This is a genomic window from Roseovarius litoreus (genome assembly GCF_900142765.1).
In the GTDB taxonomy this organism is placed as follows: domain Bacteria; phylum Pseudomonadota; class Alphaproteobacteria; order Rhodobacterales; family Rhodobacteraceae; genus Roseovarius; species Roseovarius litoreus.
On sequence record NZ_FRCB01000008.1, the window covers coordinates 141,993 to 162,393 of the forward strand.

24 protein-coding genes are annotated in these 20,401 nt (G+C 60.4%); 15 read left to right on the forward strand and 9 right to left on the reverse strand.

Translation table 11 applies throughout. The features are described 5' to 3' along the window. Positions 1-56: 56 nt before the first annotated feature. The 11 genes from F3H35_RS15055 to F3H35_RS15105 all read left to right on the forward strand — a co-directional run bounded on the left by F3H35_RS15055 (position 57) and on the right by F3H35_RS15105 (position 10,558). Positions 57-1,025, forward strand: a complete 969-nt coding sequence (locus F3H35_RS15055) for a Bug family tripartite tricarboxylate transporter substrate binding protein (protein ID WP_188129986.1) — start codon at positions 57-59, stop codon at positions 1,023-1,025. Between the two features lie 88 nt (positions 1,026-1,113). Next, positions 1,114-1,575, forward strand: coding sequence for a tripartite tricarboxylate transporter TctB family protein (locus F3H35_RS15060; protein ID WP_149780367.1), 462 nt, complete (start codon positions 1,114-1,116; stop codon positions 1,573-1,575). 3 nt (positions 1,576-1,578) lie between these two features. Next, complete coding sequence (locus tag F3H35_RS15065) at positions 1,579-3,087, forward strand: tripartite tricarboxylate transporter permease (protein ID WP_149780368.1); 1,509 nt, start codon at positions 1,579-1,581, stop codon at positions 3,085-3,087. Positions 3,088-3,183: 96 nt separating this feature from the next. Further along, entirely contained in the window at positions 3,184-3,801 is a 618-nt protein-coding gene (locus tag F3H35_RS15070) for a flavin reductase family protein (RefSeq protein ID WP_149780369.1), read from the forward strand. A 192-nt stretch (positions 3,802-3,993) separates the two neighbouring features. Then, on the forward strand, positions 3,994-5,034 hold the full coding sequence (locus tag F3H35_RS15075) for an alpha/beta hydrolase (RefSeq protein ID WP_188129987.1): 1,041 nt from the start codon (positions 3,994-3,996) through the stop codon (positions 5,032-5,034). A gap of 415 nt (positions 5,035-5,449) precedes the next feature. Then, the gene (locus tag F3H35_RS15080) at positions 5,450-5,974 is read left to right on the forward strand and encodes a helix-turn-helix domain-containing protein (RefSeq protein ID WP_223228438.1); all 525 of its coding nucleotides are present in this window, start codon (positions 5,450-5,452) and stop codon (positions 5,972-5,974) included. Positions 5,975-6,011: 37 nt separating this feature from the next. After that, entirely contained in the window at positions 6,012-6,851 is an 840-nt protein-coding gene (hdhA, locus tag F3H35_RS15085; protein ID WP_223228433.1) for a 7-alpha-hydroxysteroid dehydrogenase, read from the forward strand. A gap of 71 nt (positions 6,852-6,922) precedes the next feature. Beyond that, positions 6,923-7,714, forward strand: a complete 792-nt coding sequence (locus F3H35_RS15090; protein ID WP_149780371.1) for an SDR family oxidoreductase — start codon at positions 6,923-6,925, stop codon at positions 7,712-7,714. A gap of 4 nt (positions 7,715-7,718) precedes the next feature. After that, complete coding sequence (locus F3H35_RS15095) at positions 7,719-9,452, forward strand: alginate export family protein (RefSeq protein WP_223228434.1); 1,734 nt, start codon at positions 7,719-7,721, stop codon at positions 9,450-9,452. 51 nt (positions 9,453-9,503) lie between these two features. Beyond that, complete coding sequence (locus F3H35_RS15100) at positions 9,504-9,971, forward strand: hypothetical protein (RefSeq protein ID WP_149780372.1); 468 nt, start codon at positions 9,504-9,506, stop codon at positions 9,969-9,971. Next, positions 9,968-10,558 (forward strand): MarC family protein, encoded by a 591-nt coding sequence (locus tag F3H35_RS15105; protein WP_149780373.1) that lies wholly within the window; start codon positions 9,968-9,970, stop codon positions 10,556-10,558. The genes F3H35_RS15100 and F3H35_RS15105 overlap by 4 nt, the downstream gene beginning before the upstream one ends. Before the next feature lie 360 nt (positions 10,559-10,918). On the opposite strand, the gene F3H35_RS18910 is transcribed toward F3H35_RS15105, so the two are convergent. From F3H35_RS18910 to F3H35_RS18915, 3 genes are read right to left on the reverse strand one after another with little or no spacing between them, the layout of a single operon-like run. Beyond that, positions 10,919-11,068: a hypothetical protein gene (locus F3H35_RS18910; RefSeq protein WP_188129988.1), complete on the reverse strand. Its 150-nt coding sequence runs from the start codon at positions 11,066-11,068 to the stop codon at positions 10,919-10,921. Positions 11,069-11,080: 12 nt separating this feature from the next. After that, complete coding sequence (locus F3H35_RS15110; protein ID WP_149780374.1) at positions 11,081-11,257, reverse strand: response regulator; 177 nt, start codon at positions 11,255-11,257, stop codon at positions 11,081-11,083. Positions 11,258-11,260: 3 nt separating this feature from the next. Then, positions 11,261-11,476 (reverse strand): hypothetical protein, encoded by a 216-nt coding sequence (locus F3H35_RS18915; protein ID WP_188129989.1) that lies wholly within the window; start codon positions 11,474-11,476, stop codon positions 11,261-11,263. Between F3H35_RS18915 and F3H35_RS19225 the strand changes: the two genes are divergently transcribed. Then, positions 11,426-11,611, forward strand: coding sequence for a hypothetical protein (locus F3H35_RS19225; RefSeq protein ID WP_149780375.1), 186 nt, complete (start codon positions 11,426-11,428; stop codon positions 11,609-11,611). The genes F3H35_RS18915 and F3H35_RS19225 overlap by 51 nt on opposite strands. A 41-nt stretch (positions 11,612-11,652) precedes the next feature. Here the strand turns inward: F3H35_RS19225 and F3H35_RS15120 are convergent, their stop codons facing one another. Then, on the reverse strand, positions 11,653-12,861 hold the full coding sequence (locus tag F3H35_RS15120) for a cytochrome P450 (RefSeq protein WP_149780376.1): 1,209 nt from the start codon (positions 12,859-12,861) through the stop codon (positions 11,653-11,655). A 451-nt stretch (positions 12,862-13,312) separates the two neighbouring features. On the opposite strand from F3H35_RS15120, the gene F3H35_RS15125 reads away from it, so the two are divergent. After that, positions 13,313-13,573 (forward strand): nuclear transport factor 2 family protein, encoded by a 261-nt coding sequence (locus F3H35_RS15125; protein WP_149780377.1) that lies wholly within the window; start codon positions 13,313-13,315, stop codon positions 13,571-13,573. 110 nt (positions 13,574-13,683) lie between these two features. Continuing rightward, a complete protein-coding gene (locus tag F3H35_RS15130; protein ID WP_188129990.1) occupies positions 13,684-14,202 on the forward strand; it encodes a MarR family winged helix-turn-helix transcriptional regulator in 519 nt (172 codons plus the stop codon). A gap of 15 nt (positions 14,203-14,217) precedes the next feature. On the opposite strand, the gene fahA is transcribed toward F3H35_RS15130, so the two are convergent. Next, complete coding sequence (gene fahA / locus F3H35_RS15135) at positions 14,218-15,534, reverse strand: fumarylacetoacetase (protein ID WP_149780379.1); 1,317 nt, start codon at positions 15,532-15,534, stop codon at positions 14,218-14,220. Between the two features lie 200 nt (positions 15,535-15,734). Between fahA and F3H35_RS19230 the strand changes: the two genes are divergently transcribed. Beyond that, positions 15,735-16,034: a transposase gene (locus tag F3H35_RS19230; RefSeq protein WP_223228439.1), complete on the forward strand. Its 300-nt coding sequence runs from the start codon at positions 15,735-15,737 to the stop codon at positions 16,032-16,034. Here the strand turns inward: F3H35_RS19230 and F3H35_RS15145 are convergent. From F3H35_RS15145 to F3H35_RS15160, 4 genes are all read right to left on the reverse strand, one after another. Next, a complete protein-coding gene (locus F3H35_RS15145) occupies positions 15,915-16,679 on the reverse strand; it encodes an SDR family NAD(P)-dependent oxidoreductase (RefSeq protein WP_149780381.1) in 765 nt (254 codons plus the stop codon). The genes F3H35_RS19230 and F3H35_RS15145 overlap by 120 nt on opposite strands. A gap of 46 nt (positions 16,680-16,725) precedes the next feature. Continuing rightward, positions 16,726-18,228: an AMP-binding protein gene (locus F3H35_RS15150; RefSeq protein WP_149780382.1), complete on the reverse strand. Its 1,503-nt coding sequence runs from the start codon at positions 18,226-18,228 to the stop codon at positions 16,726-16,728. Between the two features lie 199 nt (positions 18,229-18,427). Further along, positions 18,428-19,723, reverse strand: a complete 1,296-nt coding sequence (locus F3H35_RS15155) for a TRAP transporter large permease (protein WP_149780383.1) — start codon at positions 19,721-19,723, stop codon at positions 18,428-18,430. A gap of 3 nt (positions 19,724-19,726) precedes the next feature. After that, positions 19,727-20,338 (reverse strand): TRAP transporter small permease, encoded by a 612-nt coding sequence (locus F3H35_RS15160; protein ID WP_149780384.1) that lies wholly within the window; start codon positions 20,336-20,338, stop codon positions 19,727-19,729. Positions 20,339-20,401 lie beyond the last annotated feature (63 nt).

The window sequence follows — 20,401 nt, forward strand, 5'->3', positions numbered from 1 at the left end:
ACGCACCGTGCGCCGATTGCGGAGCGCGCAGAAAAAAGCGCGAGGGAGGAACTACAATGACAACTATTCGCAACATGATGGCGGTTTCGGTTGCCGCCATGCTTGGCTTGGCGGGAAGCGTTTCGGCGCAGTCGTTTCCCGACAAGCCCATAACCATGATCGTCCCATTTGCCGCCGGGACATCCACGGACACCGTAAGCCGGCTCATCGCCGAGCGCATGTCCGAGGACCTTGGCCAGACCGTCGTCGTCGAGAACCGCGCCGGCGCCGGCGGCAGCGTCGGAACGCAGGACGTGGTGTCCTCCGACGCGGACGGCTACACCATCGCCATGGGCACCGTTGGCACATTGGCAATCAACAAGTCGATTTTCCCTGAACTGCCATACGACCCCGAAAGTGACGTGACGCCGATTGCGTTTGTAGGCTACACGCCAACCCTTCTGGTGGTCAGTGCAGAGTCCAGTTTCCAGACGCTCAATGATCTGGTCGAGGCCGCCAGATCAGAAGACGGCGTGACTTTCGCCTCGACCGGCAACGGCACCTCGACCCACCTTGCCGGCGAATTATTGAAAACCCTAAGCGACACCAACATGATCCACGTCCCCTTCGGCTCGGGTGCCGTCGGCCTGGCCGCCGTCATGTCGGGCGAGGTGGATTTCATGTTCAATCATCCAGTCTCCGCCAAGCAAAACGTGGATGCAGGAAAACTCCGGGCGCTTGGCGTCAGTGGAGCCGCGGGGTCCGAAGTGGCCCCCGAAGTGCCGCCGATCAATGACAGCTACGAAGGGTTCGATCTTATTGCATGGTGGTTGATGCATGGTCCCGCGGACATGCCCGCAGATGTTACGGAAAAACTCAACATGGCCGTGACGAACGCGCTCGCGTCCGATGCGGTGAGCGAGCATTTCGTCAAAAGCGGCATCTCGAAGGGCGAGATTCCTTTCGCGGAGTTGGAAGGCTTCATTTCGTCGGAAGTGAATAAATGGGGTGACATAGCCAACGCCGCCAACGCGCAAGCGAACTGATATCCAGTTTGACACCGTTGCCGGATGTGACGCTTATCAGGCGTCGCATCCGGCTTCTTGCACTGATCCGCCACGGAAGGCTTGCAGCATGTTGCGTCATCGGAATTTCGCCCATGATCTCTTTTGCCTGACGATCATAGGGTTTGGGTTTTTCGTCATCTATGGCGGCCTTGAACTTTCGATCGGCACGATGCGCCGCATCGGTCCCGGATTTTTTCCGCTCGGGCTTGGGGCGATCATGGCGATTTTGGGGGTCGGCCTGCTTTTTGAACGCCAGGACGAAAACCGGGATGATACGCGCAATCCGCGGGGTCTGATATTTATCTCGCTTGCTCTCGCTGCATTCGCCGGTCTGCTGGAAACTCTGGGGCTCTTTCCTGCAACGGCGGCCATGGTTCTGCTGGTCGTGGCTGCGGAACCGGAACGCGTAAGTCTGCCAACGGTCATAGGACTGATCGCGGGGCTTTGGGCCGTAGGATATCTGCTGTTCGTGGTGGTGCTCAGGCTTCCGCTGCAACCCTTGGCACCTGAAATCTGGACGATGATGTAGCCAATGGATCTTTTCTCGAATATCGCGCTCGGTTTTCAAACAGCCTTTACGGCGGAGGCCCTGTTTTACTGTTTTCTGGGGTGCTGCATAGGAACGTTTGTGGGCGCGCTTCCGGGCATTGGACCGATGGTGACCATCTCGGTTGCGCTGCCGCTGACCTTTGGTCTCGATCCGACCGTCGCTCTGATAATGCTGGCCGGTATTTTCTACGGTGCGCAATACGGAGGGTCCATCTCCTCCATTCTTCTGAACTTGCCCGGCACGGCGTCGACAGCCGTGACTGCGCTTGATGGATACCCGTTAGCCCAATCCGGCAGGGCGGGCTTTGCTCTGTTCATCAACGCTATCGCCTCCTTTTGCGGCAGCACCTTGTCCATCATCGTGGTGATGGCATTCGCCCCGGCGATCGCTGAAATCGCCCTGCGGTTCAACTCCACGGAATACTTCGCCGTAATGGTGCTCGGACTTGTCGCGGCCTGCACGATCGGGGGCGGATCGCCGCTCAAGTCGCTGGTGATGGTGGTGTTTGGCCTCATCCTCGGAATTGTCGGCATGGACATCAATTCCGGGGCCATGCGCTATACTTTCGGCTTTCTCGAATTGACGGATGGGATCAGCCTGATTTCGGTCGCGATGGGTCTGTTCGGTGTCGCCGAGATTGTAAGGAAAATGGCCGGACCCTCCACGCACGCGTCCAAAACGATGATCCAGGACCTGTCGCTCGCATCGATGTTGCCAAATCGGGAGGATCTGTCTCGCCTTTGGCTGCCCATTCTGCGCGGAACGTCCATCGGCTCGATGATCGGCGCTCTGCCCGGTGCGGGACCGACGGTGGCTTCCTTCATGGCCTACGCCGCGGAAAAGAAGGCAAGCCGCGACCCCGGTCGCTTTGGAAAAGGCGCACCCGAAGGAGTGGCGGCGCCCGAAGCTGCCAACAATGCCGCCGTTCAAGCGGCCTTCATCCCGACATTGAGCCTCGGGATCCCGGGCGACGTTGTTATGGCGATCCTGCTCGGCGCCATGATCATGCACGGCGTCATTCCCGGCCCACAGTTCATCGCGAACGAACCGGCGATGTTCTGGGGTCTGCTGGTCAGCTTCTGGATCGGTAATCTTATCCTGCTGTTCCTGAATCTGCCCCTGATCGGCCTGCTTGTCAGGATCATCACGGTGCCGTCCCGCATTCTGCACCCTGTCGTGATCTTTTTCATCTGCCTTGGATCCTACAGTGTCTCGAACAACATTTTTGATGTCTTCGTGACACTTGTTTTCGGAGTGCTTGGATATGTGCTGGTCCGCCGCGGGTTTCATCCGGCGCCGGTTCTGCTTGGCTTCATCTTGGGTCCGATGATGGAAGAAAACCTGCGCCGGTCGCTTGTCATCGCGCGCGGCGATCCATCGGTCTTTCTCGAACGCCCGGCAAGCGCGGTGATGCTTGGACTGGCATTTCTGTTGATCGTGATGCCGCTCAGAAAGCCCGCACTCCGCTTTCTAAGCCGTGTTCGACGGTAATATCAGATCGGCCCGGCCTTCCAACCTCAGGCCGATCACAAACCCGCGCCAGCGAAGCGCATTCATATCGCTTCAGTCAAAAAGGACAGTCTTGTCATGCATTATGGAAGCGATCGCTCGGACATGCTCCCATTCAATCCGTTCAAGGCGATCATCGCCCCCAGACCCATCGGTTGGATTGGAACCCTGAATGCCGATGGTGTCGCGAATCTCGCGCCCTATTCGTTCTTCAATGGTGTCGGCTCCGGGCCGGACATGGTGATGTTTGCAAGCGAGGGCGCAAAACACTCCTACATCAATGCACGCGATACAGGCGAATTCACCTTCTCGCTTGTCACTGCAGATCTTGTCGATGCGATGAATATATCATCGGAAAACGTGCCGGATGGCATCAGTGAGTTCGATCTTGCAGGTCTTGAAAAGGGCGAGCCTGTTGTCATACGGGCGCCCTTTGTCGCCGCCAGTCCCGCGGCCATGGAATGCGTCACCATAGATGCGTTTCAAATAAAGGATCGACATGGGGTGCTTTTGGATCGCTATGTTGTCATCGGCGAGGTGGTGCGCACACATATCAAGGATGAGTTCCTGCAAGACGGCATTTTCGACACCAGTGCAGCCACGCCAGTCGCTCGGCTCGGTTACCGCGAATATTCCAAAATTACGGAGTCTTGGACCTTGCGCCGACCCGATGACCCTGTCGGGAGCAGCACATGAAGGCCGACCGCCCCCCTTTGACAATGCCTTCCGGCATGTTGACATCATAAGTTCTGCGCCTCTTTATTCCTATGGAGTGATTATCTCCATCAATCGGGCTTTCTGGACATGGACTGGAAGAGGGGTCGGAGAGCCTGCGCATGGCTCTCATTGGTCGTGGGACTAACCGCATGCAGTCCGCGTGCCGACCTTGTGCCTGACGTCTACGAGGCCGATCTCGGCCGCAATGTGCCGATATTTGTTGGCACAACACGCCAACGCGATGCAGACGGGCTGTGGTCATCATCTCAACCCGGGCCGCTTAACTACGCAGCCATCGACGTCAACGTGCCGCCAGATCGCGAACCGGGAATAGTGAGTCTGTCGCGCGGGAAACCGGACCCAAGGACAGATTTCCTTACAGGTAAAATCAAAGCGTACTCAGACCGTGATGCATTCCGGGCGGCCGCGCGTCAGATGCTTGGCAACGGGCGAGGCCGTGAGGAGATTATCGTTACGATCCACGGGTTTAACAATACCATGGGCGATAGCGTATTCCGGACGGCACAGATGGCGGCTGATTACGGCATGGATGGGCCGGTTTTCCACTATGCCTGGCCATCACGTGGTGCACCCCTCGGCTATGCCGCCGACAGAGATGCCGCCCTGCTCGCCCGCGGGGGACTGGAACAGATGCTTGATGATCTACGTCGCGCTGGCGCCAGAGACATCATGCTTGTGGCTCATTCCATGGGTTCACAGCTCACAATGGAGGTCTTGCGCCAGATGGCACTCAGGCGCAATACAGCAACTCTGTCCACGATCGGCGGTGTCGTTCTTTTTTCTCCGGATATTGACCCGGCACTCTTCCGAGCACAGGCCGAGGACATCGGACGCCTTCCCGATCCGTTTGTCATCTTCGTGTCGCGTCGAGATCCAGCGCTAAGGCTGTCCGCACGTTTGACTGGTCACGAAAACAGGCTGGGGACTATTGCCACGATCGAAGAGGTGGCTGGCCTTGATGTCACGATAATCGATCTTTCGGAGGCAAGAGATGCTGCATCTCGACACCTCGCGGCTGCGACTTCACCCACAATGCTCGCCTTCCTGCGCCGCACCGAAGCCATACGGCGCGACATCGAAAATGCTGCGTCGGGACAGGTAGGTTTGCTTTCAGGGGCTGTCCTGATTGCCGAAGAAGCTTCGGCAGTCATGATCGCCCCCCTGATGGTGCTTGGCGGGGAGTCGCAATGAGGCCAGGGGCAATCCGGTTCTTCCAACAGAACCGGACCAGAGCTTGCGACCGTCTCCCAAGCCGCCCTTCTGCTCGGCTCCCTGAGAACTGAATCGTTTGAAGCTGGAGTTTTCCGCAAGGTTTCCCCGGCCGTGAGGGGAGCGGACGCGCAAGAAAGCATCGAACTCCACGAAACCGACATAGACGGCCCTTCCTGCCAGTACCAGGATCCAGATGACGAACCGGGCTGTGCGAAGCGAATTCAGCTACATCATTCTCTTTTCTTGACAGCCGCAATTAATGGACCGGCAATATGGATCAAGGACAAAGCTGGCCGTCATGGTGCAGGGTACGAGCGTCCGTGTTCATTTTTTAACGGCCCGCAGCAACGATTGATACGTTACGCATTTTTGCGGGAGATTTGATTTGACGATAATGAATGTGCGAGGGTCGCGGCGCCGTAGGCGATCCGATCAGACCGAAAGAAACGCAGCTGCCTTCGAGGCGCGTTACCTGGATTACCAATACATTTTCGTCGAGTTTCTGCTCGACCATCTGATCGATGTCGGTCGAGCCTTCAAGGGCGACTTCCAGGCGATGCTGGTGCTCGCCGTCATTGGCCAGACGCGGCTCCATGCCATACGAACTGCTGCAGAGAATGGTTATGGTTTACAATTTATTGCGCCCGAAAACGAAAGCAGCAACGCGTCCCGGATTTCCGATCTGACCGGCATTCCGCGCCAGACCGTGCGGCGCAAACTGGCCAGCCTGGCCCAGCTCGGTTGGATCCAACGCAATGCGGACGGTTCCTACCGGCTGGTGTCGTCCGGTGGTGAGACGCTGGCACGGCGCGACCTTTCCGAAACGGACCGGCGCGCGATAAATCGGGTGGCGCAATTGTTCACCGATCTCGAACGTCTGATCGAAGACCACGAAACACTGATCACGAAGCGCCAATAGGCACCTCTACAGCCACCTCGTCGCTCGGGTGCTCAGAATGAGCACCGAGTTGGTTAACTTTGCAGGCATTGCGCCATATTTTTCTCCTGAAACGCGAGTGGAGGCGCACATGTTCGATCCAAAGAGTTTTCAGCTTGACGGTCAGGTGGCGCTTGTCACCGGGGCCGGTGCCGGTATTGGCAGAGGCATTGCCGAGATGTTCGCCGGTGCGGGAGCATCCGTTGTCGTGAGCGATCTCAAGCAGGAGACGGCCGACGAAGTGGCAAAGGGCATCGTCGATGCAGGTGGCAAGGCGATCGGCCTGGCCTGCAACGTGACGAAGGAAGAAGACCTGCAAGCGGCGGTGCAGGCGGCGATCGACAATTTCGGCAGCCTGACGATCCTCGTGAACAACGCCGGCGGCGGCGGACCCAAACCCTTCGACATGCCGATGGAGGATTTCCGTTGGGCCTATGAGATCAACGTCTTCGCGCCGTTCCGACTGACCCAGCTCGCCGTGCCCCACATGGAGAAGGCCGGCGGCGGTGCGGTGCTCAACATCTCGTCGATGTCGGCCGAGAACAAGAACGTGCGGATGGCGTCCTACTCCTCCTCCAAGGCCGCGATCAGCCATCTGACCCGGAACATCGCCCACGACCTCGGGCTGAAGAATATCCGCGTCAACGGCATTGCGCCAGGCGCGATCCGGACGGCTGCGCTGGCCACCGTGCTCACCCCCGAGGTCGAGCAGGCGATGCTTAAGCATACGCCGATCAAACGCCTTGGCGAGCCCGAGGACATCGCCGGCGCCGCGCTCTATCTCTGTTCGCCTGCGGCGGAATGGGTCAGCGGACAGATCCTGACCGTCTCGGGCGGCGGGGTGCAGGAACTCGACTGACGTCGGGCTCGTCGCAAGACAGAAGTCAAAGCCGGGCCTTACCGGACCATCCAAACCACAGGGAGATACCCATGAGTTTCGACGCATTCGCAGATTTCCGCATGGACGGCCACAATGTCATCATTACCGGCGGCGCGCAGAACATCGGTGCGCAAATCGCCAAGACGCTTTCAGCCGCCGGCGCGAAGGTCATGATCTGTGACCTGCAAGCCGAGAAGTCCGCCGACACGGCGTCGGACATCGCCAAGGAAACCGGCAACGAAGTCCTCGGTATGGGCTGCGACGTGACCAAGGACGAGGACATCCAAGCCGTCGTGGACGCCACCGTGAAGGCTTTCGGCGGCGTCTCCACCCTCGTGAACAACGTGGGCTGGGGCGGGCGCCAGCCCGATCCGGCCGCGATCCCAAGGGAAGAGTTCCTGAAGTCCTACGATCTGAACACGGTCAGCGCCTACCGGATGAGCATGGCCTGCCTGCCCTATCTGGAAAAATGCGAGAACGCCACGATCACCAATTCGGGCTCGTTTTCCTCGGCCGTGCCAGCCGCCGATATCCTGCCCTATGGGACGGCGAAGGCTGCATTGAACCAGATGATGGTCTCGCTGGCGCATATGCTGGCGGCCAAGGTGCGCGTCAACTCGGTCCTGATCGGGACGGTCATCACCCCCGGTTATGCCGATGCCGGCGTCACTCCCGAGATGCAGGAGAAGCTGGCGCATCCCGACAACCTGACCGGACGGGCAGGCAAGATGGAAGACATCGCGAATGCGATGCTCTATCTCACCTCACCGGCATCCAGCTGGGTCAGCGGCCAGATCATCAACGTCCACGGCGGCGGCCACGTCGTTCGGCTTTTCGGATAAGGGCATGAGTGCCCGCGCCACTGCTTTTTTCAGCGCAGCGGCGTGCGTCGCCCTCGCGGTTGGCGCGGGCGGCCCGGCCACCGCTCAGGAGACTGGTGGACAGTTCGGCGCCTCCGTCCTGCCCCTTGGCGGGGCGGCCATGGGTCAGAGCATCACCCACGTCACTGTGGAACTCGCCGCATCCAGCGGTGAGCAGGCGCGTGACGATGCCGCGCTCGCAGCCGCGCGCGCCGCAGTCGCGCCACTTGTCGGCAGCACCTACGCGCCGGTTCTCTTCGACGCCGCGTTGGCCGATCTTGTCGCCGAGGGCACAGTGCGCGCGGCGCGCCATCGGACCGTTTTCGACGGGGCCAGCAGCGGTCTGGGCGTCATCGTCTCCCTTGACGTTGCAACCGACCCGCAGAGCGCTGCTTCGACCGCCCAGCCTGCCACATTCCCGGATATCATTCGAAATGACCGGACGCGGTTGAGCTTCATTCTCGGTGGCGGTGTCGGAGCCTATTCCGACAACAATCCCTGGTTCGGCGTGCCCGGCGTTTTCAACGCCGGCAGCCCGATTGCAGGCAACTTGCCCGGCGGCGGGACCACCTGGGCCGAGAGCTACCTCGAAGTCGGCATTGGTGGTGCGACCCGGCTGGGCGACAGCGATCTGTACGTTTTCGGGGCCGTGAGCGGGCTCTACAGTTTTTCCTTTGGCCAGGACATCTTTCGCGACGACACGCGCGACTTCCTGCACCCGGCCAAAGGCTATGTCGGCCTGCTTTATGCCGACCCGGATACCGATAACCGGCTAAAGCTGTCTTTCGGGCGCCAGGCATGGACTCTGAACAACGGCTTTCTCATTTCGATGATCTCAGGATCGTCGAACGCGGGCGAACGCGGTGCGACCTATCTGGGTCCGCGCAACGACACCGACTTCAGCGCCATCGCTACAGGCGAATTCGGACAGTCGCGCTTTTCGCTGTTCTACATCGATCCAGACGAGTTGGAGGACCTCGAGTCCAACACGACATTCGCAGGCGCGAATTTCGGTTGGCAATTCACCGACGCCTTCTCGGCGGATGTCAGCTATATCACCATCCTGACGTCGGATTCGACCTACCGGACGCCTTCGGGGCTGGCGCTGGCGCGCAAGGGGACCAATACGTACGGTCTGCATGCCCTCTGGAGGCCGACCACGCCCGATCATTTCTGGGTCGAGGGCGAGGCCTACCATCAGACGAACCCCGACTTCGACATGTCAGCGCAGGCCTTTTACGGTACCGTTGGCCACGTCTGGGGCAGCCTGCCCTGGAGCCCCAGCATCTCTTACCGCTATGCCAGCTTTTCGGGCGACGACCCCAACACCGGCACCTTCGAGCGGTTCGACGGGCTGATGACCAATGGCTTCGGCAACTGGCTGCAGGGGATGAATTTCGGCAAGGTGTACCGCAACGCCAACCTCAACACGCACCGCATCCAACTCAATCTGGTGCCTCGCCCGGGCATGAACCTGACTTTCTCGTGGCACAATCTCCGCGCCGACGAGTTGAACAACCTGGGCGCCAACCGGGCGCTGTCACGGCTGTCGTCATCGGACATCGGAAACGAATACACTGCGACACTTCGCTGGGGGATCAACCAAAACCAGTATCTGCAACTGGTGGCCTCGCATGCTGTGCCGGGCAAGGCATTGCGCGACATCCAGGCAGACGAGCCATGGACCACTTTACAGGCCAGCCTCTATTTCAGCTTCTGACATCCACATTTCTGTCTGGCTGGCGCAACCGATTCAAAAGGGTGAGACGACATGACCGAAACGACCCAAGCGACGCTGACACAGCCTGAGATCCTGAAAGGCGCCGTGATCGGCGGCGTGATCAATGCCGTGATCAACGGCGCAATCCAGTTCTTTCTGCTGCGCGGATCCGGGCCGATGCCGCTCACCGTGGACTCCATAGGCACGGAGACGCACACCGTGCTCGGATCCTCCGTGCCGCTGGCCGTATCGCTGGCGATGATCCTGACGGCAGTGGCTCACACGACGGTTAAAGTCCCGAAAAAGCCCTTCGTGCCGACCACGCTTTGGCTCGTGATCAAGCATGGGCTCTTTGCCTTCGGTTCGGTTGTGGCGCTGGCAGTGGTCTGGCAGCGGGTGATGGGCACCGTCGAGGTCGGGCTCGGCACCGCGGTATTGATCCTCGGCACCGTGGCCGGGCTCGTGGCGGCCATCGTCAACTACATGACCATTTCCGCGATCGTGGAAAAACCCGCATGACCGATGTTCCCTGGGGTCAGCTCTTCGGTCTTCTGTTCATGACAATGGGGCCTATCCGCGCCATCGCGATTTTCTCCCGCGTCGGCGAGGATGACTCCCAGCCCGAGGTCAAGGCGCTCGCCAATCGGTCCGCATTGCTTGTCGTCGGAGCCTTTCTTGTAGCGATCCTGATGGGCACCGGAGCGCTCGGCGCTTGGGGGGTCAGCTTTCCCGTGCTGATCGGTGCGGGCGGCGTGGCCCTTTTCGCCCTGTCCCTGCAGGTACTTTTGGTGCCACCGGCACAGGGCGGCCAGATTGACGCGACGAAGGTACATGCAGCGGCCGTGGCATTCCCCGGCCTCTTCCCGCCGATCGCTGTCGTGGTCGCCCTGATATTTGCGGTGGCTTTCCCGGGCGTCGAGACTCATGCAGCGATTATCGGAATGGGCCTTGGAATTATTGCTCTGAATTGGTTCCTGATGCGGCGCTCCAAGTCGATCCTGCGCGCCATCGGGCCCGTGCCTCTGCAGCTTTTCGGCGCTGTTTTCGGCGTCCTTCAACTCGCGCTCGCACTCCAGTTCATCCATGATGCCGTGGCGATGCTGTAGTTCTGGATCGGGAGGCGGGAAAACAAGACCTCGAAGCTGAGATATCGATCAATCATGCTGAGGATCCGCAGACAGAGATCTTCTGCGCGACCTGAGTGATCAGATAGCCGTGCTCCCGCCAGAGGGCGCCGACAAGGATGTATTGAGAGGCATCGAAGACGAACGTGCCGGTGTTATGACGGCGTCGGACAAAAGCAAAAGGCCGCCGAGCTTACGCCAGGCGACCTTTTGCAAAACTGGTTGCGGGAGCAGGATTTGGCTTATGCCGAACCAGCGCTGCTTTTCCACATAAAAAGGTCACTTAAGATCAGATCTTTGGCTTACGTAAGCTTCCATCCAATCGACTGCGAGTAGAACAGATCAACCATAAAACACTTCATTAAGCGCCTTGTTTAAATCATCTACCGAAATGGGCTTCATCAGCCAGATGTCTTCGGGACTGATACGAGCGCCCTCGATAGCGGCCGCCTCCACGTAGCCGTAGATTAGAATAACTTTCAGATCAGGCAAGTGACGCCTAGCTCATGCAGCGATCTCTGAGCCGTCGTAACGGCCGGGCATGACGATATCGGTGATCAAAAGATCGTATTTCCCGCCACCATCGAGTATACGATCAGCTTGGTCCCCATTGACGGCAGTCTCCACTCTGAGGCCCAGCCGCTCAAAGCGCTTTTGAATAAATCGTCGCACATCCTCCATGTCTTAGACAATAGGACCGGGAATCATCGTGATCTGGCCCTTTTCAATTTTGCCATCTACAGCAAGCTGCGCGTCTGCGATCTGGTGAAAATGAAGGGGGTTGAGGTTCTCATCGCCTTCGGCGAGATGCGTTGGCAATAGCGCGATCCCGAGACCTGAACGCGTGGCATGATGAGCCGTGAGACGTGCGTTCAACTTGAAGCCGATGCAGTCCTTCATCGCGCTTTCACCCAAGATGGATTGATCGACCCTGCCGACATTGCCAGCATGGCCGTTTATCTTGCCTCCGATGTCGCGCGGTCCGTCGTGGGGCAGTTCATCGACGTGGATGGCGATGGCCTCCTGATGGTCTGACTGAGCCGCCTTCCCTTACGGCAGAAAGGGAGGCGGTTGCTTCAGGCCGGGATCAGCCGCAGCGGCAACTTACGCAACGTGCGCAGCGTGTTGTTGACCTTGTAGTCAAAGTCTCCCGCCAGTTCGATCCGTTCCACCCGCGACAGGATCGCGCCGAGGATGCACTCAGCTTCCATACGCGCGGTGTTCTGCCCTACGCAATTATGCGGACCCTGCCCGAAGGCCACGTGAATACCCGCCGTGGAACGCTCCACGTCGAAGGCCCCGGGGTTCGGAAACTTCCGCGGATCGCGATTGGCGCAACCTATGAGGCAGCCCACCTTGGTGCGCGGCTTGAGGCTGTATCCAGCGAAGTCCTGTGCCTCGGTTGTTGTCCGGCAAATGAGCTGGATGGGCGCCTCCACCCGGATTGCCTCCTCGAAAGCGCCTTTGACGAGACTCGGGTTCTGTTTCAGCTTCGCCCATTGATCGGGGTTTTGGGCGAGCATGAGCAGCGTATGGCCGATGCCGCTGATGGTGGAATCGACACCCGCGCGGAAGAAGGAGCGCACGTGGAACCCCGCCGTGCCCTGTTCGAACTCGCCTGCATCCTCGGCCTCGTAGATCATGCGGGCAAAGCCGCCGGGCTTGGTAGCCTGGCGCTGGAAATAGGACTCGTATCTCGCCACGTGCTCACCCGCCGCCTCGATTGACCGTTTGGTGATCTCATTGTTGGGACCGAGCTGGTTCATGTTGACCTCGCCTAGCACGGTGAAGGCTTCGCGCGGGGCTGAAACGCCCACCGCATCGGGGAAGACTTTCAGCACGTAAGCCTCCGCAATATCGCGCACACCTTCAACCACACCCGCGGCGACAAGCCTGTCAGCCAGCGCCTCAGCCTCGGCTTTGAAGCTTTCGCGCCAGCCCCTTAGCACCTTGGGTGACATCACCTTGGTGAGCGCGCGCCGCCGCGTCGTGTGCACCGGCGGATCGACCTCCGTTATCGGGCTCGGCGGACGCCAAGCCCCAGGGTCGCGAATGTCGGAGAGACCGATGCCGCCCTCGGAGGTGAACCGGGCGTGATCAGAAAGCACCCTATACGCTTCCTCGTGCCGTGTGATGGCGTAATAGCCGTACTTCTCGATCCAGACGACGCCACCCAATTCGCGCAGCTCGTCCTGCAACGCATGCGGGTTGCGCAGCACCTGTTCGTCAAACGGATCTCCCACGAAAACGGGGGGATCGGGCAATTTCGTTTGCATGTCGGTCATCTTCGGCCTCCTAATACTGGTCGCTTATACCGTTTTTGGCAGCGATCTCACGCGCAAGCCGGACCTCCGGCAACTGCCGGCAGCCCTTTTCGCGGATTCTGCCGGAAGCCTAGAGATTTTTCCACGCGCCTTCTGTCCCTTTTATGGGGGAATGTTTGCCAGATCGCGCGAGCGCAGGTTAGTCTCATTCCTCGAAGGACACCTTAGCCCTATTTGCATCACGCAAAGCAGACACTCCGATTGCCAGGATATCAATGGACATGCGCGGCGAGGTTAAACACGCCGACGAAATCACCCCCAAGGACACAAACCAGACCGTGGCTCTGGATTTCATGACGTCCTTAATGCGGCAGGACATAAAAGCCTTTACGGACCTGTGGACCGATAACGCTATCTAGGACAACCCGTTCGAAAACCTCATGGACGTGCACGACATCGACGAGGTCTGGGAATGCAAGGAGAAGGTGCTCGAAGATTACAACGAGTCTATCCCTGTACGCCCGACCATTTATTTGAAATGCAGGCCCTAAATCGGACCCTCGATCCGGATATGATGATAGTGGAGGCGCGCGGCTGCTCGAAGGCGGCGGCCACAGGGAAGCTCCATGACAAGCCTTACGTCTTGGTCTTCTACATGCCCGATGGAAAGATCGCGGTCGAGCGCGGGTACTTCAACCCGATGGTGACCCAACAAACCTTCGAAGACGACTGATCTTTCCAAAGGGCAGGCCCGAAGCGGCTTGCACCGCGCCACGGAACATCGCAGGGTATCCCACGATTAGCAAAGGACACCCGAATATGCGGGTTCCGGGGAGACCTGCGATGGAAAAAGTCGGCGAAAACTCGGACGCGGTCAAACCCTCCACCCATCCTAAGGCTGCGCTTATCCTTCATGATTTCGTACCGTTCCTGCTGAACGAGGCGGCGGAAACGGTCGCGAAGCGCTTTTCGAGCTTCTACGTCGACCGCTACAGCATGACCCGCTCGCAATGGCGCGTGATGGCCAATCTCGGCCGGTTTGGCAAGCTGACGGCAACAGAGATAAGCCATCACGGCCGCCTTGAAAAATCCGTGGTGTCGCGGGCGGTCTTCGCCATGGAAAAGCGCGGCTGGCTCACACGCCACGCCAAGGCGGGTGACCGGCGGGTGGAACTTCTGAGCCTCACTGGCGACGGGCAGGAAATCTACATGGTGCTCGTCCACGAGGCCAAGGCCTTTGATGACGAGCTGCGTAGTTTCATCGAAACTGCGCAAGTCGAAGGCTTCGTAGCCGTGCTGCGCCGCCTGAATGACGAGGCGGAGCTGCCAGCGCCACCCCGCACGGAAACTGGCAATTCCTAACCTATTGCGCCCCGATCAGGCCTCTATTGCGGGCTGCACCAACCCTTCCGCCGAACCCAGCCCGATATATCGCTCACCATCGGCGCAATAGCCCCGGATGGTCACAAGATCGCCATCCTCAAGGAAAGTCCGGGGCTCGCCATTGGGCAGCGTGAAAGGCGCCTTCCCGGCGCGCGACTTCTCCAGCAGGCAAGCGAGGCTGTTTTCAGTTGGGCCAGAAAGCGTGCCGCTGCCAAGCAGATCGCCCGGCAAGATCGGGCAGCCATTCGATGTCTGGTGCACGACAAGTTGCCAGATCGTCCAGTAGGCATCTTTGAGCGTCGAGGTGCTCAGCACTGTGGGCGCCTCGCCCGCCGCGCGCATCTGCGCTGTCTGCAGAGTCACTTCCAGCTTCACGTCGATCTGCCCACGCGAGCGCAGATCTGCGCGGTTCAGGTGCGGCAGAAGCGCCGGTTCGCCCTCGGGGCGCGTAAAGGGCGCGCGGAAGGGCTGGAGCGCGTCGAGGCTCACCACCCAGGGCGAGAGCGTTGTGCGAAAGCTTTTGGAAAGAAACGGCCCAAGAGGCTGGTATTCCCAGCGCTGGATGTCTCGCGCCGTCCAGTCGTTGAGCACGCATAGGCCAAAGACGCTGTCTTCCACCTCCTCCATCGAAACCCGCGTGACGCCCTCCTTGGGAGCCGCGAGGAAGATGCCAAGCTCGGCCTCGTAATCCAGCATCCGGCATGGTGCGAAGACAGGCTCTGCCGCGTCGAACTTGAGTTGGCCTGACGGCCGCACCAAGGGCGCGCCGCTCACCGCGACAGCCGAGGCACGGGCATCGTAGGCCACAGGGATGTAACGGAAATTAGGCAGTATCGGATTGTTGGGACGGAACTGTGCGCCGACATTGGTGGCGTGATAAAGCGAGGAGTAGAAATCCGAGAAATCGCCCACGTGGGCGGGCATCGCGTATTCGGCCTCAGCCTGTGGCACGAGGCAAGGCTCCAGAACCGCTGCCTCGCTTGCCCCCTCGCGGAGCGCCTCCGAGAGCGCCGCACGCAAGGCACGCCGCTGCGATACATCGAGCGCCATCACGTCATTTAGGAGTGGCTGGCCCAGCGCCGCCCTGCTTTCGGCATCGAGACCGGCGAAGGCCCCGGCGGCCAGGCCCGCCTGCATGTCGAGGATCATCTCACCGATCGCCACGCCGACGCGAAACGCATCGCCACTCCCCGCGCGGCGGAAGATGCCGTAGGGCAGGTTCTGGATCGGGAAATCGCAGCGCTCGGCATTGGCGCTTTCGACCCAACTCGCAAGGTTCAAATCGGTTGTCTGGTCTGGTTTCTGGCTCATAATCTATCCTCTCTGGTTGTCTGAAAACCAAAGCGCAGGGCCTCGGTGGATACGGCAATTGGTCAGAACATGGAGCCGGGCGAAACTACTGGAAATCCCATGCGAGGGGGACTAGGGACTGTTGAGTTTAGGATTCCTATTTGGTTTGCTTTCTGGTTGAGGGTTGCAAACAGGGGAGAGCAGCCTTGATCCGGCGTGCCTTGACCGACGCCCATTGGGCGATCATCGAACCCTTCTGCCTTGAAAAGCACACTGATCCTGATCAGACTGGAGGCGCTCCGCGGTTGTTCATGGAAGCGATCTTGTGGATTGTGCGGACAGGCACACAGTGGCGTGAATTGCCTGCCGAGTATGGGCATCCGCCGGCGCGGACCGCGAGTTCAGCCGATGAAAAGCCCGCCATTCACGTCGATCGTAGCGCCTGTCACGTATCCGGCGTCGATGGAGGCAAGGTAGGCGGCGGCGGCGGCCACTTCCTCGGGTCCGCCCACACGCCTTAGAGGAATGGCGTCAAGCATCCGATACTTGGTGCCCCCCTCCGCGTCGCCTGTGGCCTTGGCAAGCATGGGCGTGTCGATGGCTCCCGGCGAGATGCAATTGACCGTGATCCCTGCCTCCGCCAGATCCCGCGCAGCGGTGCGCACAAGCCCCAGAACAGACCCCTTCGATGCGGAATAGGCGGTGCCGGATTGCAGCCCGCCGGTCTGTGCCACGACCGAGGTAACCGCGATGACGCGCCCGTGCTCAACGGGCCGCTCGGCCCTGCAGCGCGCATATTCGCGCAGGCAAAGGAAGGTGCCCAGCGCATTGATCCGGTTGACCTTCTCCCACTCCTCTACTGTCGTATCGATGAGCCGGACACCAGAGGCCATCCCCCCTCTCCCCAGCGTGCCCGCGAAATGAGCGAGCACATCCACGAGGGCGATCTCCGCCTCAATCCGCGCGAAAGTGCCGGCAACCTCCGCCTCGTCGCTTACATCGAGCCGAAGCCCCACGTGCCCATGCCCATCGAGGGATTGCGCAACGCCCTCGCAAGCCCTCTCATCGAGGTCGCTCACCACCACACGCATCCCATCTGCGGCGAGCCGTCGTGCCGTTGCCAGACCCAAGCCGCTGGCCGCACCCGTCACAAGTGCCAATCGCATTGCTTTTCCTTTCACGTTCCGGCAGGCTCTCGGCCCGCCGAGGCTCTCAGCGGTTCAACTCGTCGCGCAGGGCACGCTTGAGAACCTTCCCATAGTTGTTCTTCGGCAACTCATTGCGGAACTCATATCTCTTTGGACGCTTGAACCGGGCAATCCGCGCGTTGCACAACGCATCGAGATCTGCGGCACGGGGCATCTCGCCGTCTCGCACAACCAGTACTGCCACCACGATCTCACCCCATTCGTCGTCCCTGACGCCCACGACGCAAGCCTCCTCCACCTGCGGATGTGTCAGCAGCACTTCCTCCACCTCTCGCGGATAGACATTGGTGCCACCTGTCACGATCATGTCCTTGGAGCGGTCACGCAAGGTCAAAAGCCCGTCTTCGTCTAACGCGCCCATGTCGCCCGTCCAGAGCCAGCCGTTGCGTAGGCTCTCGGCCGTGGCGGCCTCGTTTTGCCAGTAGCCCGCCATCACGACATCGCTGCGGCAAATCACCTCCCCCACCTCGCCGCTGGGCACCGCCTTGCCAGACGCGTCGACCACCGCCACCTCAACACCGCTGCGCGCATAGCCTACGGAGCCTAGCACACGGTCTGGCGCGTCCTTGTAGTCCCCTCGCCGCAGGCCGGTGATGGTCATCGGCGTCTCGCCCAGCCCATAGATCTGAACGAAGACCGGCCCCAGAACCGCGATGGACCGCTTGATTTCCTCCAGATACATCGGCCCGCCGCCATAAATTACAGTCTTGAGGTTCGCAGGCCTAGGCGCACCAGCCTCCACTGCGCGGCGGAGCCGCTGGACCATAGTGGGCGCGAAGAAGACAGAACACGCGGGGTGCACCCCGCAAAGATCCAGAAACTCGCCCGGCTCGAACCCGCCAGATGCCGGGATTACCTGCCGCGCGCCGCGCGCTACATAGGCAGGTATGTAGAGGCCCGAGCCGTGAGACATGGGGGCGGGATGCAAAAGGCTAGTGCCTGGGTCCGGGTCGTCCATATCGGCGAGATGGGCAAGTGTGAGCGCCATCAGATTGCGATGGCTCAGCATCGCGCCCTTCGGCCTCCCGGTGGTACCGGAAGTAAAGAAGAGCCAGGCAAGCGTGGTTGGGTCCGATGGCATCTCGCCTTCCCATTCCGCGCCGAAGAGCGCCTCGTATGCTGCGCTGCCGATCTGGATGACATCCGCCGTCACGCCGCCTTCGATGGCGAGGAGGCCCGGGGCGAGCTTTCGCGAGACAAAGAGCGCGCGCGACCCGGAGTCTTGCAGAATCGGCGCCACCTCCTGCGCGTTGAGCTTGCCATTGATCGGCGCCACTGCCATCCCGGCGGCCCATATACCGAAGAGCAATTCCACGTAATCCGGGCAGTTCTCGCTGAAGATCGCGATCCGGTCGCCGGGCTCGAAGCGGGCGCGCAGGCCAGCAGCGAGCCGGAGCGCGCGGCTGCGCAGTCCAGCATAGCTGCGCACTTGCTCGGTGCCGAGAAAGACAGCGCCTGCGTCCGGGTGGCGCCGGGCTGTCTTGTCTAGAAGAGAGAAGAGGGTCATCTGGGTAATGCTTCGTGTGGTTTCTGGGAATGGGCCGCGCGCGTGCCGGCCCGGTCTTCATCATGTAGAGCCGGGCCGCGTGCCGCTTCCCGCCGCCGAAAACGAGGCGAACTCGAGGAAGTAAATGGCGGCGGAGTGCGACCTGCTTGCACCGGCTTCTCCAGCGGCTTTTCCGTCTGTGCGCAAGCTCGTGGCTCCGTCAATCAAAGAGCAGGCCCGGCAGGAAGAGGGCAAGCGTCGGGAAGGCAACGATGATTGCCACGCGGCAGAGATCGGCAACGATGAAGGGAATGACGCCCTTCATAATCGTCAGGATCGGCACTTCCGGCGCCACCGAGCGCATCACGAAGAGGTTCACGCCAATGGGCGGGGTAATTAGGCCCAGCTCGCACAGGATTACTAGAAGGATGCCGAACCAGACAGGATCGTAGCCCAGCCCGATCACCACTGGAAAGAGCAGCGGCACCGTGAGCAGGATCATCGATAGCGACTCCATCAGCATACCGAGCACGATGTAGATCGCGCAGATCATCAGTATCACCGAGAAGGGCGCGAGACCCGAATTAGTCACAAGATCAAGCAGCCCCTTGTGCGCGCCTGAGTAGTTCAGGAACTCGGTGAAGAGGCCCGCTCCGATCACCAGCACGATCAGAATGGCGGTTGTCCGCGTTGTGTCGAGCAGGATCTCGTAGAGCCTCTTGAGGGTCAGCTTGCGGCGCGCAACGGCAATAACGAAGGCACCGAAGGCACCGAACCCGGCGGCTTCCGTTGCTGTGAAGAAGCCCGAATAGATGCCGCCGATGACGCCCATGAAGAGCAGCGTTGCCGCCCAAATGCCGCGCAGGCTGTTGAGCCGTTCGGCCCAAGAGGCCTTTTCGGCGGGCGGTGCGTAATCGGGACGGCGGAAGACGGCCCAGCGCACTGCGAACAGATAGAGCAAGATGCCAACCAGGCCTGGCAGGAAGCCCGCCGCGTAGAGCTTGCCAATATGGGTTTCGGTGATGACCCCGTAAATCACTAGCAAAATGCTCGGCGGAATGAGAATGCCCAGCGTTGCGCCCGCGGCAATGGAGGCGGTGGAGAGGCCGTCGTGATAGCCGTAATGGCGCATCGAGGGCAGCGCGACCTTGCCCATGGTCACCACAGTGGCCACGCTCGAGCCGCAGATCGAGGCGAAGCCGCCACTGGCGAGCACTGTCGACATGGCCAGTCCGCCGCGCCGGGCGCCTAGGAAAGATTGGGCCGACCGGTAGATTTCCTTCGACACCCCTGTGCCCGCAACAAGGTTGCCCATGAGCACGAAGAGCGGCAAGACGGCGAATTCGTAGACCATGATGCTGTCGCGCGTTGTCATCGCGGCCATGGTGCCTGCAGATTTCCAGCCTACTAGGTAGCCGAAGCCCACCATGCCCACGACGCCCATCGCCAGTGCGATCGGGATGCGCAGGAAGATCAGCAGGAAGGTGCAAGCGAAACCGATTAGAGCGATTGTCATGTCTCAGCCCTCGCCCTTCCGGCCCACGACGGGTTTCGCCTGCTCTGCTTCGGGCTCGTCATCGGACTGGGTGAGAAGCTCGGCTGTTTTCATCTCCGCCGAAACCGGCGTAGTGGCGTGACGCAAAAGCGAGGCCGCGAAAGTGAGTGCCGTGGCACCGGCGAGGATCGACATACCGTAGAAGATCGGCTCGAGAGGGATGTAGAGCGAGACGGTGGCGTCGTTGAAGCGCCCTGCCCGTTCGCCCAAGCCCCAGAGCCGCCAGCCGATCACCCCGAAGAGCACCGCCCCGATCACCGACGTAAGGATCTGTTGCACGACACTAAGCAAGCGGCTCTTGAGCATGTCGACGAGGTCAACCGCGATATGGTCCTGCCGCCACGACACGCTGGGTAGCATCAGAAGCACCATCGTGGCCAGGAAGATCTGCGTAAGCTCCGGCGCGCCCGGCAACGGACGATTGAGAAAATTCCGGCCGATCACGTCTACGAAGGTGATGATCATCAGCGCGAAGAGCAAAACCGACGCAAGGTTGCCGGCGGCGTGTTCCAATCGTCTGAACAAGGTCTTTCTCCAGTCTTTCTCGAGTGTGTTGTTCGGCAAAGCGCGTGTCATGGCGCGCCCCCTCACAGGGCGCGGCGCTGCGCATGCGTGAGGATGCAAAGTTTTCTCCGCATC

Excerpts from the sequence above, each read along its gene's own strand:
- F3H35_RS15080 (WP_223228438.1), top strand. The coding sequence starts at position 5,450 with ATGAATGTGCGAGGGTCGCGGCGCCGTAGGCGATCCGATCAGACCGAA.
- F3H35_RS15150 (WP_149780382.1), bottom strand. The coding sequence starts at position 18,228 with ATGACCCTCTTCTCTCTTCTAGACAAGACAGCCCGGCGCCACCCGGAC.
- F3H35_RS15155 (WP_149780383.1), bottom strand. The coding sequence starts at position 19,723 with ATGACAATCGCTCTAATCGGTTTCGCTTGCACCTTCCTGCTGATCTTC.
- F3H35_RS15090 (WP_149780371.1), top strand. The coding sequence starts at position 6,923 with ATGAGTTTCGACGCATTCGCAGATTTCCGCATGGACGGCCACAATGTC.
- F3H35_RS15060 (WP_149780367.1), top strand. The coding sequence starts at position 1,114 with ATGTTGCGTCATCGGAATTTCGCCCATGATCTCTTTTGCCTGACGATC.
- F3H35_RS15105 (WP_149780373.1), top strand. The coding sequence starts at position 9,968 with ATGACCGATGTTCCCTGGGGTCAGCTCTTCGGTCTTCTGTTCATGACA.
- fahA (WP_149780379.1), bottom strand. The coding sequence starts at position 15,534 with ATGAGCCAGAAACCAGACCAGACAACCGATTTGAACCTTGCGAGTTGG.
- F3H35_RS15120 (WP_149780376.1), bottom strand. The coding sequence starts at position 12,861 with ATGACCGACATGCAAACGAAATTGCCCGATCCCCCCGTTTTCGTGGGA.
- F3H35_RS15065 (WP_149780368.1), top strand. The coding sequence starts at position 1,579 with ATGGATCTTTTCTCGAATATCGCGCTCGGTTTTCAAACAGCCTTTACG.
- F3H35_RS19225 (WP_149780375.1), top strand. The coding sequence starts at position 11,426 with ATGATGAGCCGTGAGACGTGCGTTCAACTTGAAGCCGATGCAGTCCTT.
- F3H35_RS15055 (WP_188129986.1), top strand. The coding sequence starts at position 57 with ATGACAACTATTCGCAACATGATGGCGGTTTCGGTTGCCGCCATGCTT.
- F3H35_RS18915 (WP_188129989.1), bottom strand. The coding sequence starts at position 11,476 with ATGAAGGACTGCATCGGCTTCAAGTTGAACGCACGTCTCACGGCTCAT.
- F3H35_RS15095 (WP_223228434.1), top strand. The coding sequence starts at position 7,719 with ATGAGTGCCCGCGCCACTGCTTTTTTCAGCGCAGCGGCGTGCGTCGCC.
- F3H35_RS15125 (WP_149780377.1), top strand. The coding sequence starts at position 13,313 with ATGCAAGGAGAAGGTGCTCGAAGATTACAACGAGTCTATCCCTGTACG.
- F3H35_RS15145 (WP_149780381.1), bottom strand. The coding sequence starts at position 16,679 with ATGCGATTGGCACTTGTGACGGGTGCGGCCAGCGGCTTGGGTCTGGCA.
- F3H35_RS15110 (WP_149780374.1), bottom strand. The coding sequence starts at position 11,257 with ATGGAGGATGTGCGACGATTTATTCAAAAGCGCTTTGAGCGGCTGGGC.
- F3H35_RS15160 (WP_149780384.1), bottom strand. The coding sequence starts at position 20,338 with ATGACACGCGCTTTGCCGAACAACACACTCGAGAAAGACTGGAGAAAG.
- F3H35_RS15070 (WP_149780369.1), top strand. The coding sequence starts at position 3,184 with ATGCATTATGGAAGCGATCGCTCGGACATGCTCCCATTCAATCCGTTC.
- hdhA (WP_223228433.1), top strand. The coding sequence starts at position 6,012 with ATGAGCACCGAGTTGGTTAACTTTGCAGGCATTGCGCCATATTTTTCT.
- F3H35_RS15100 (WP_149780372.1), top strand. The coding sequence starts at position 9,504 with ATGACCGAAACGACCCAAGCGACGCTGACACAGCCTGAGATCCTGAAA.
- F3H35_RS15130 (WP_188129990.1), top strand. The coding sequence starts at position 13,684 with ATGGAAAAAGTCGGCGAAAACTCGGACGCGGTCAAACCCTCCACCCAT.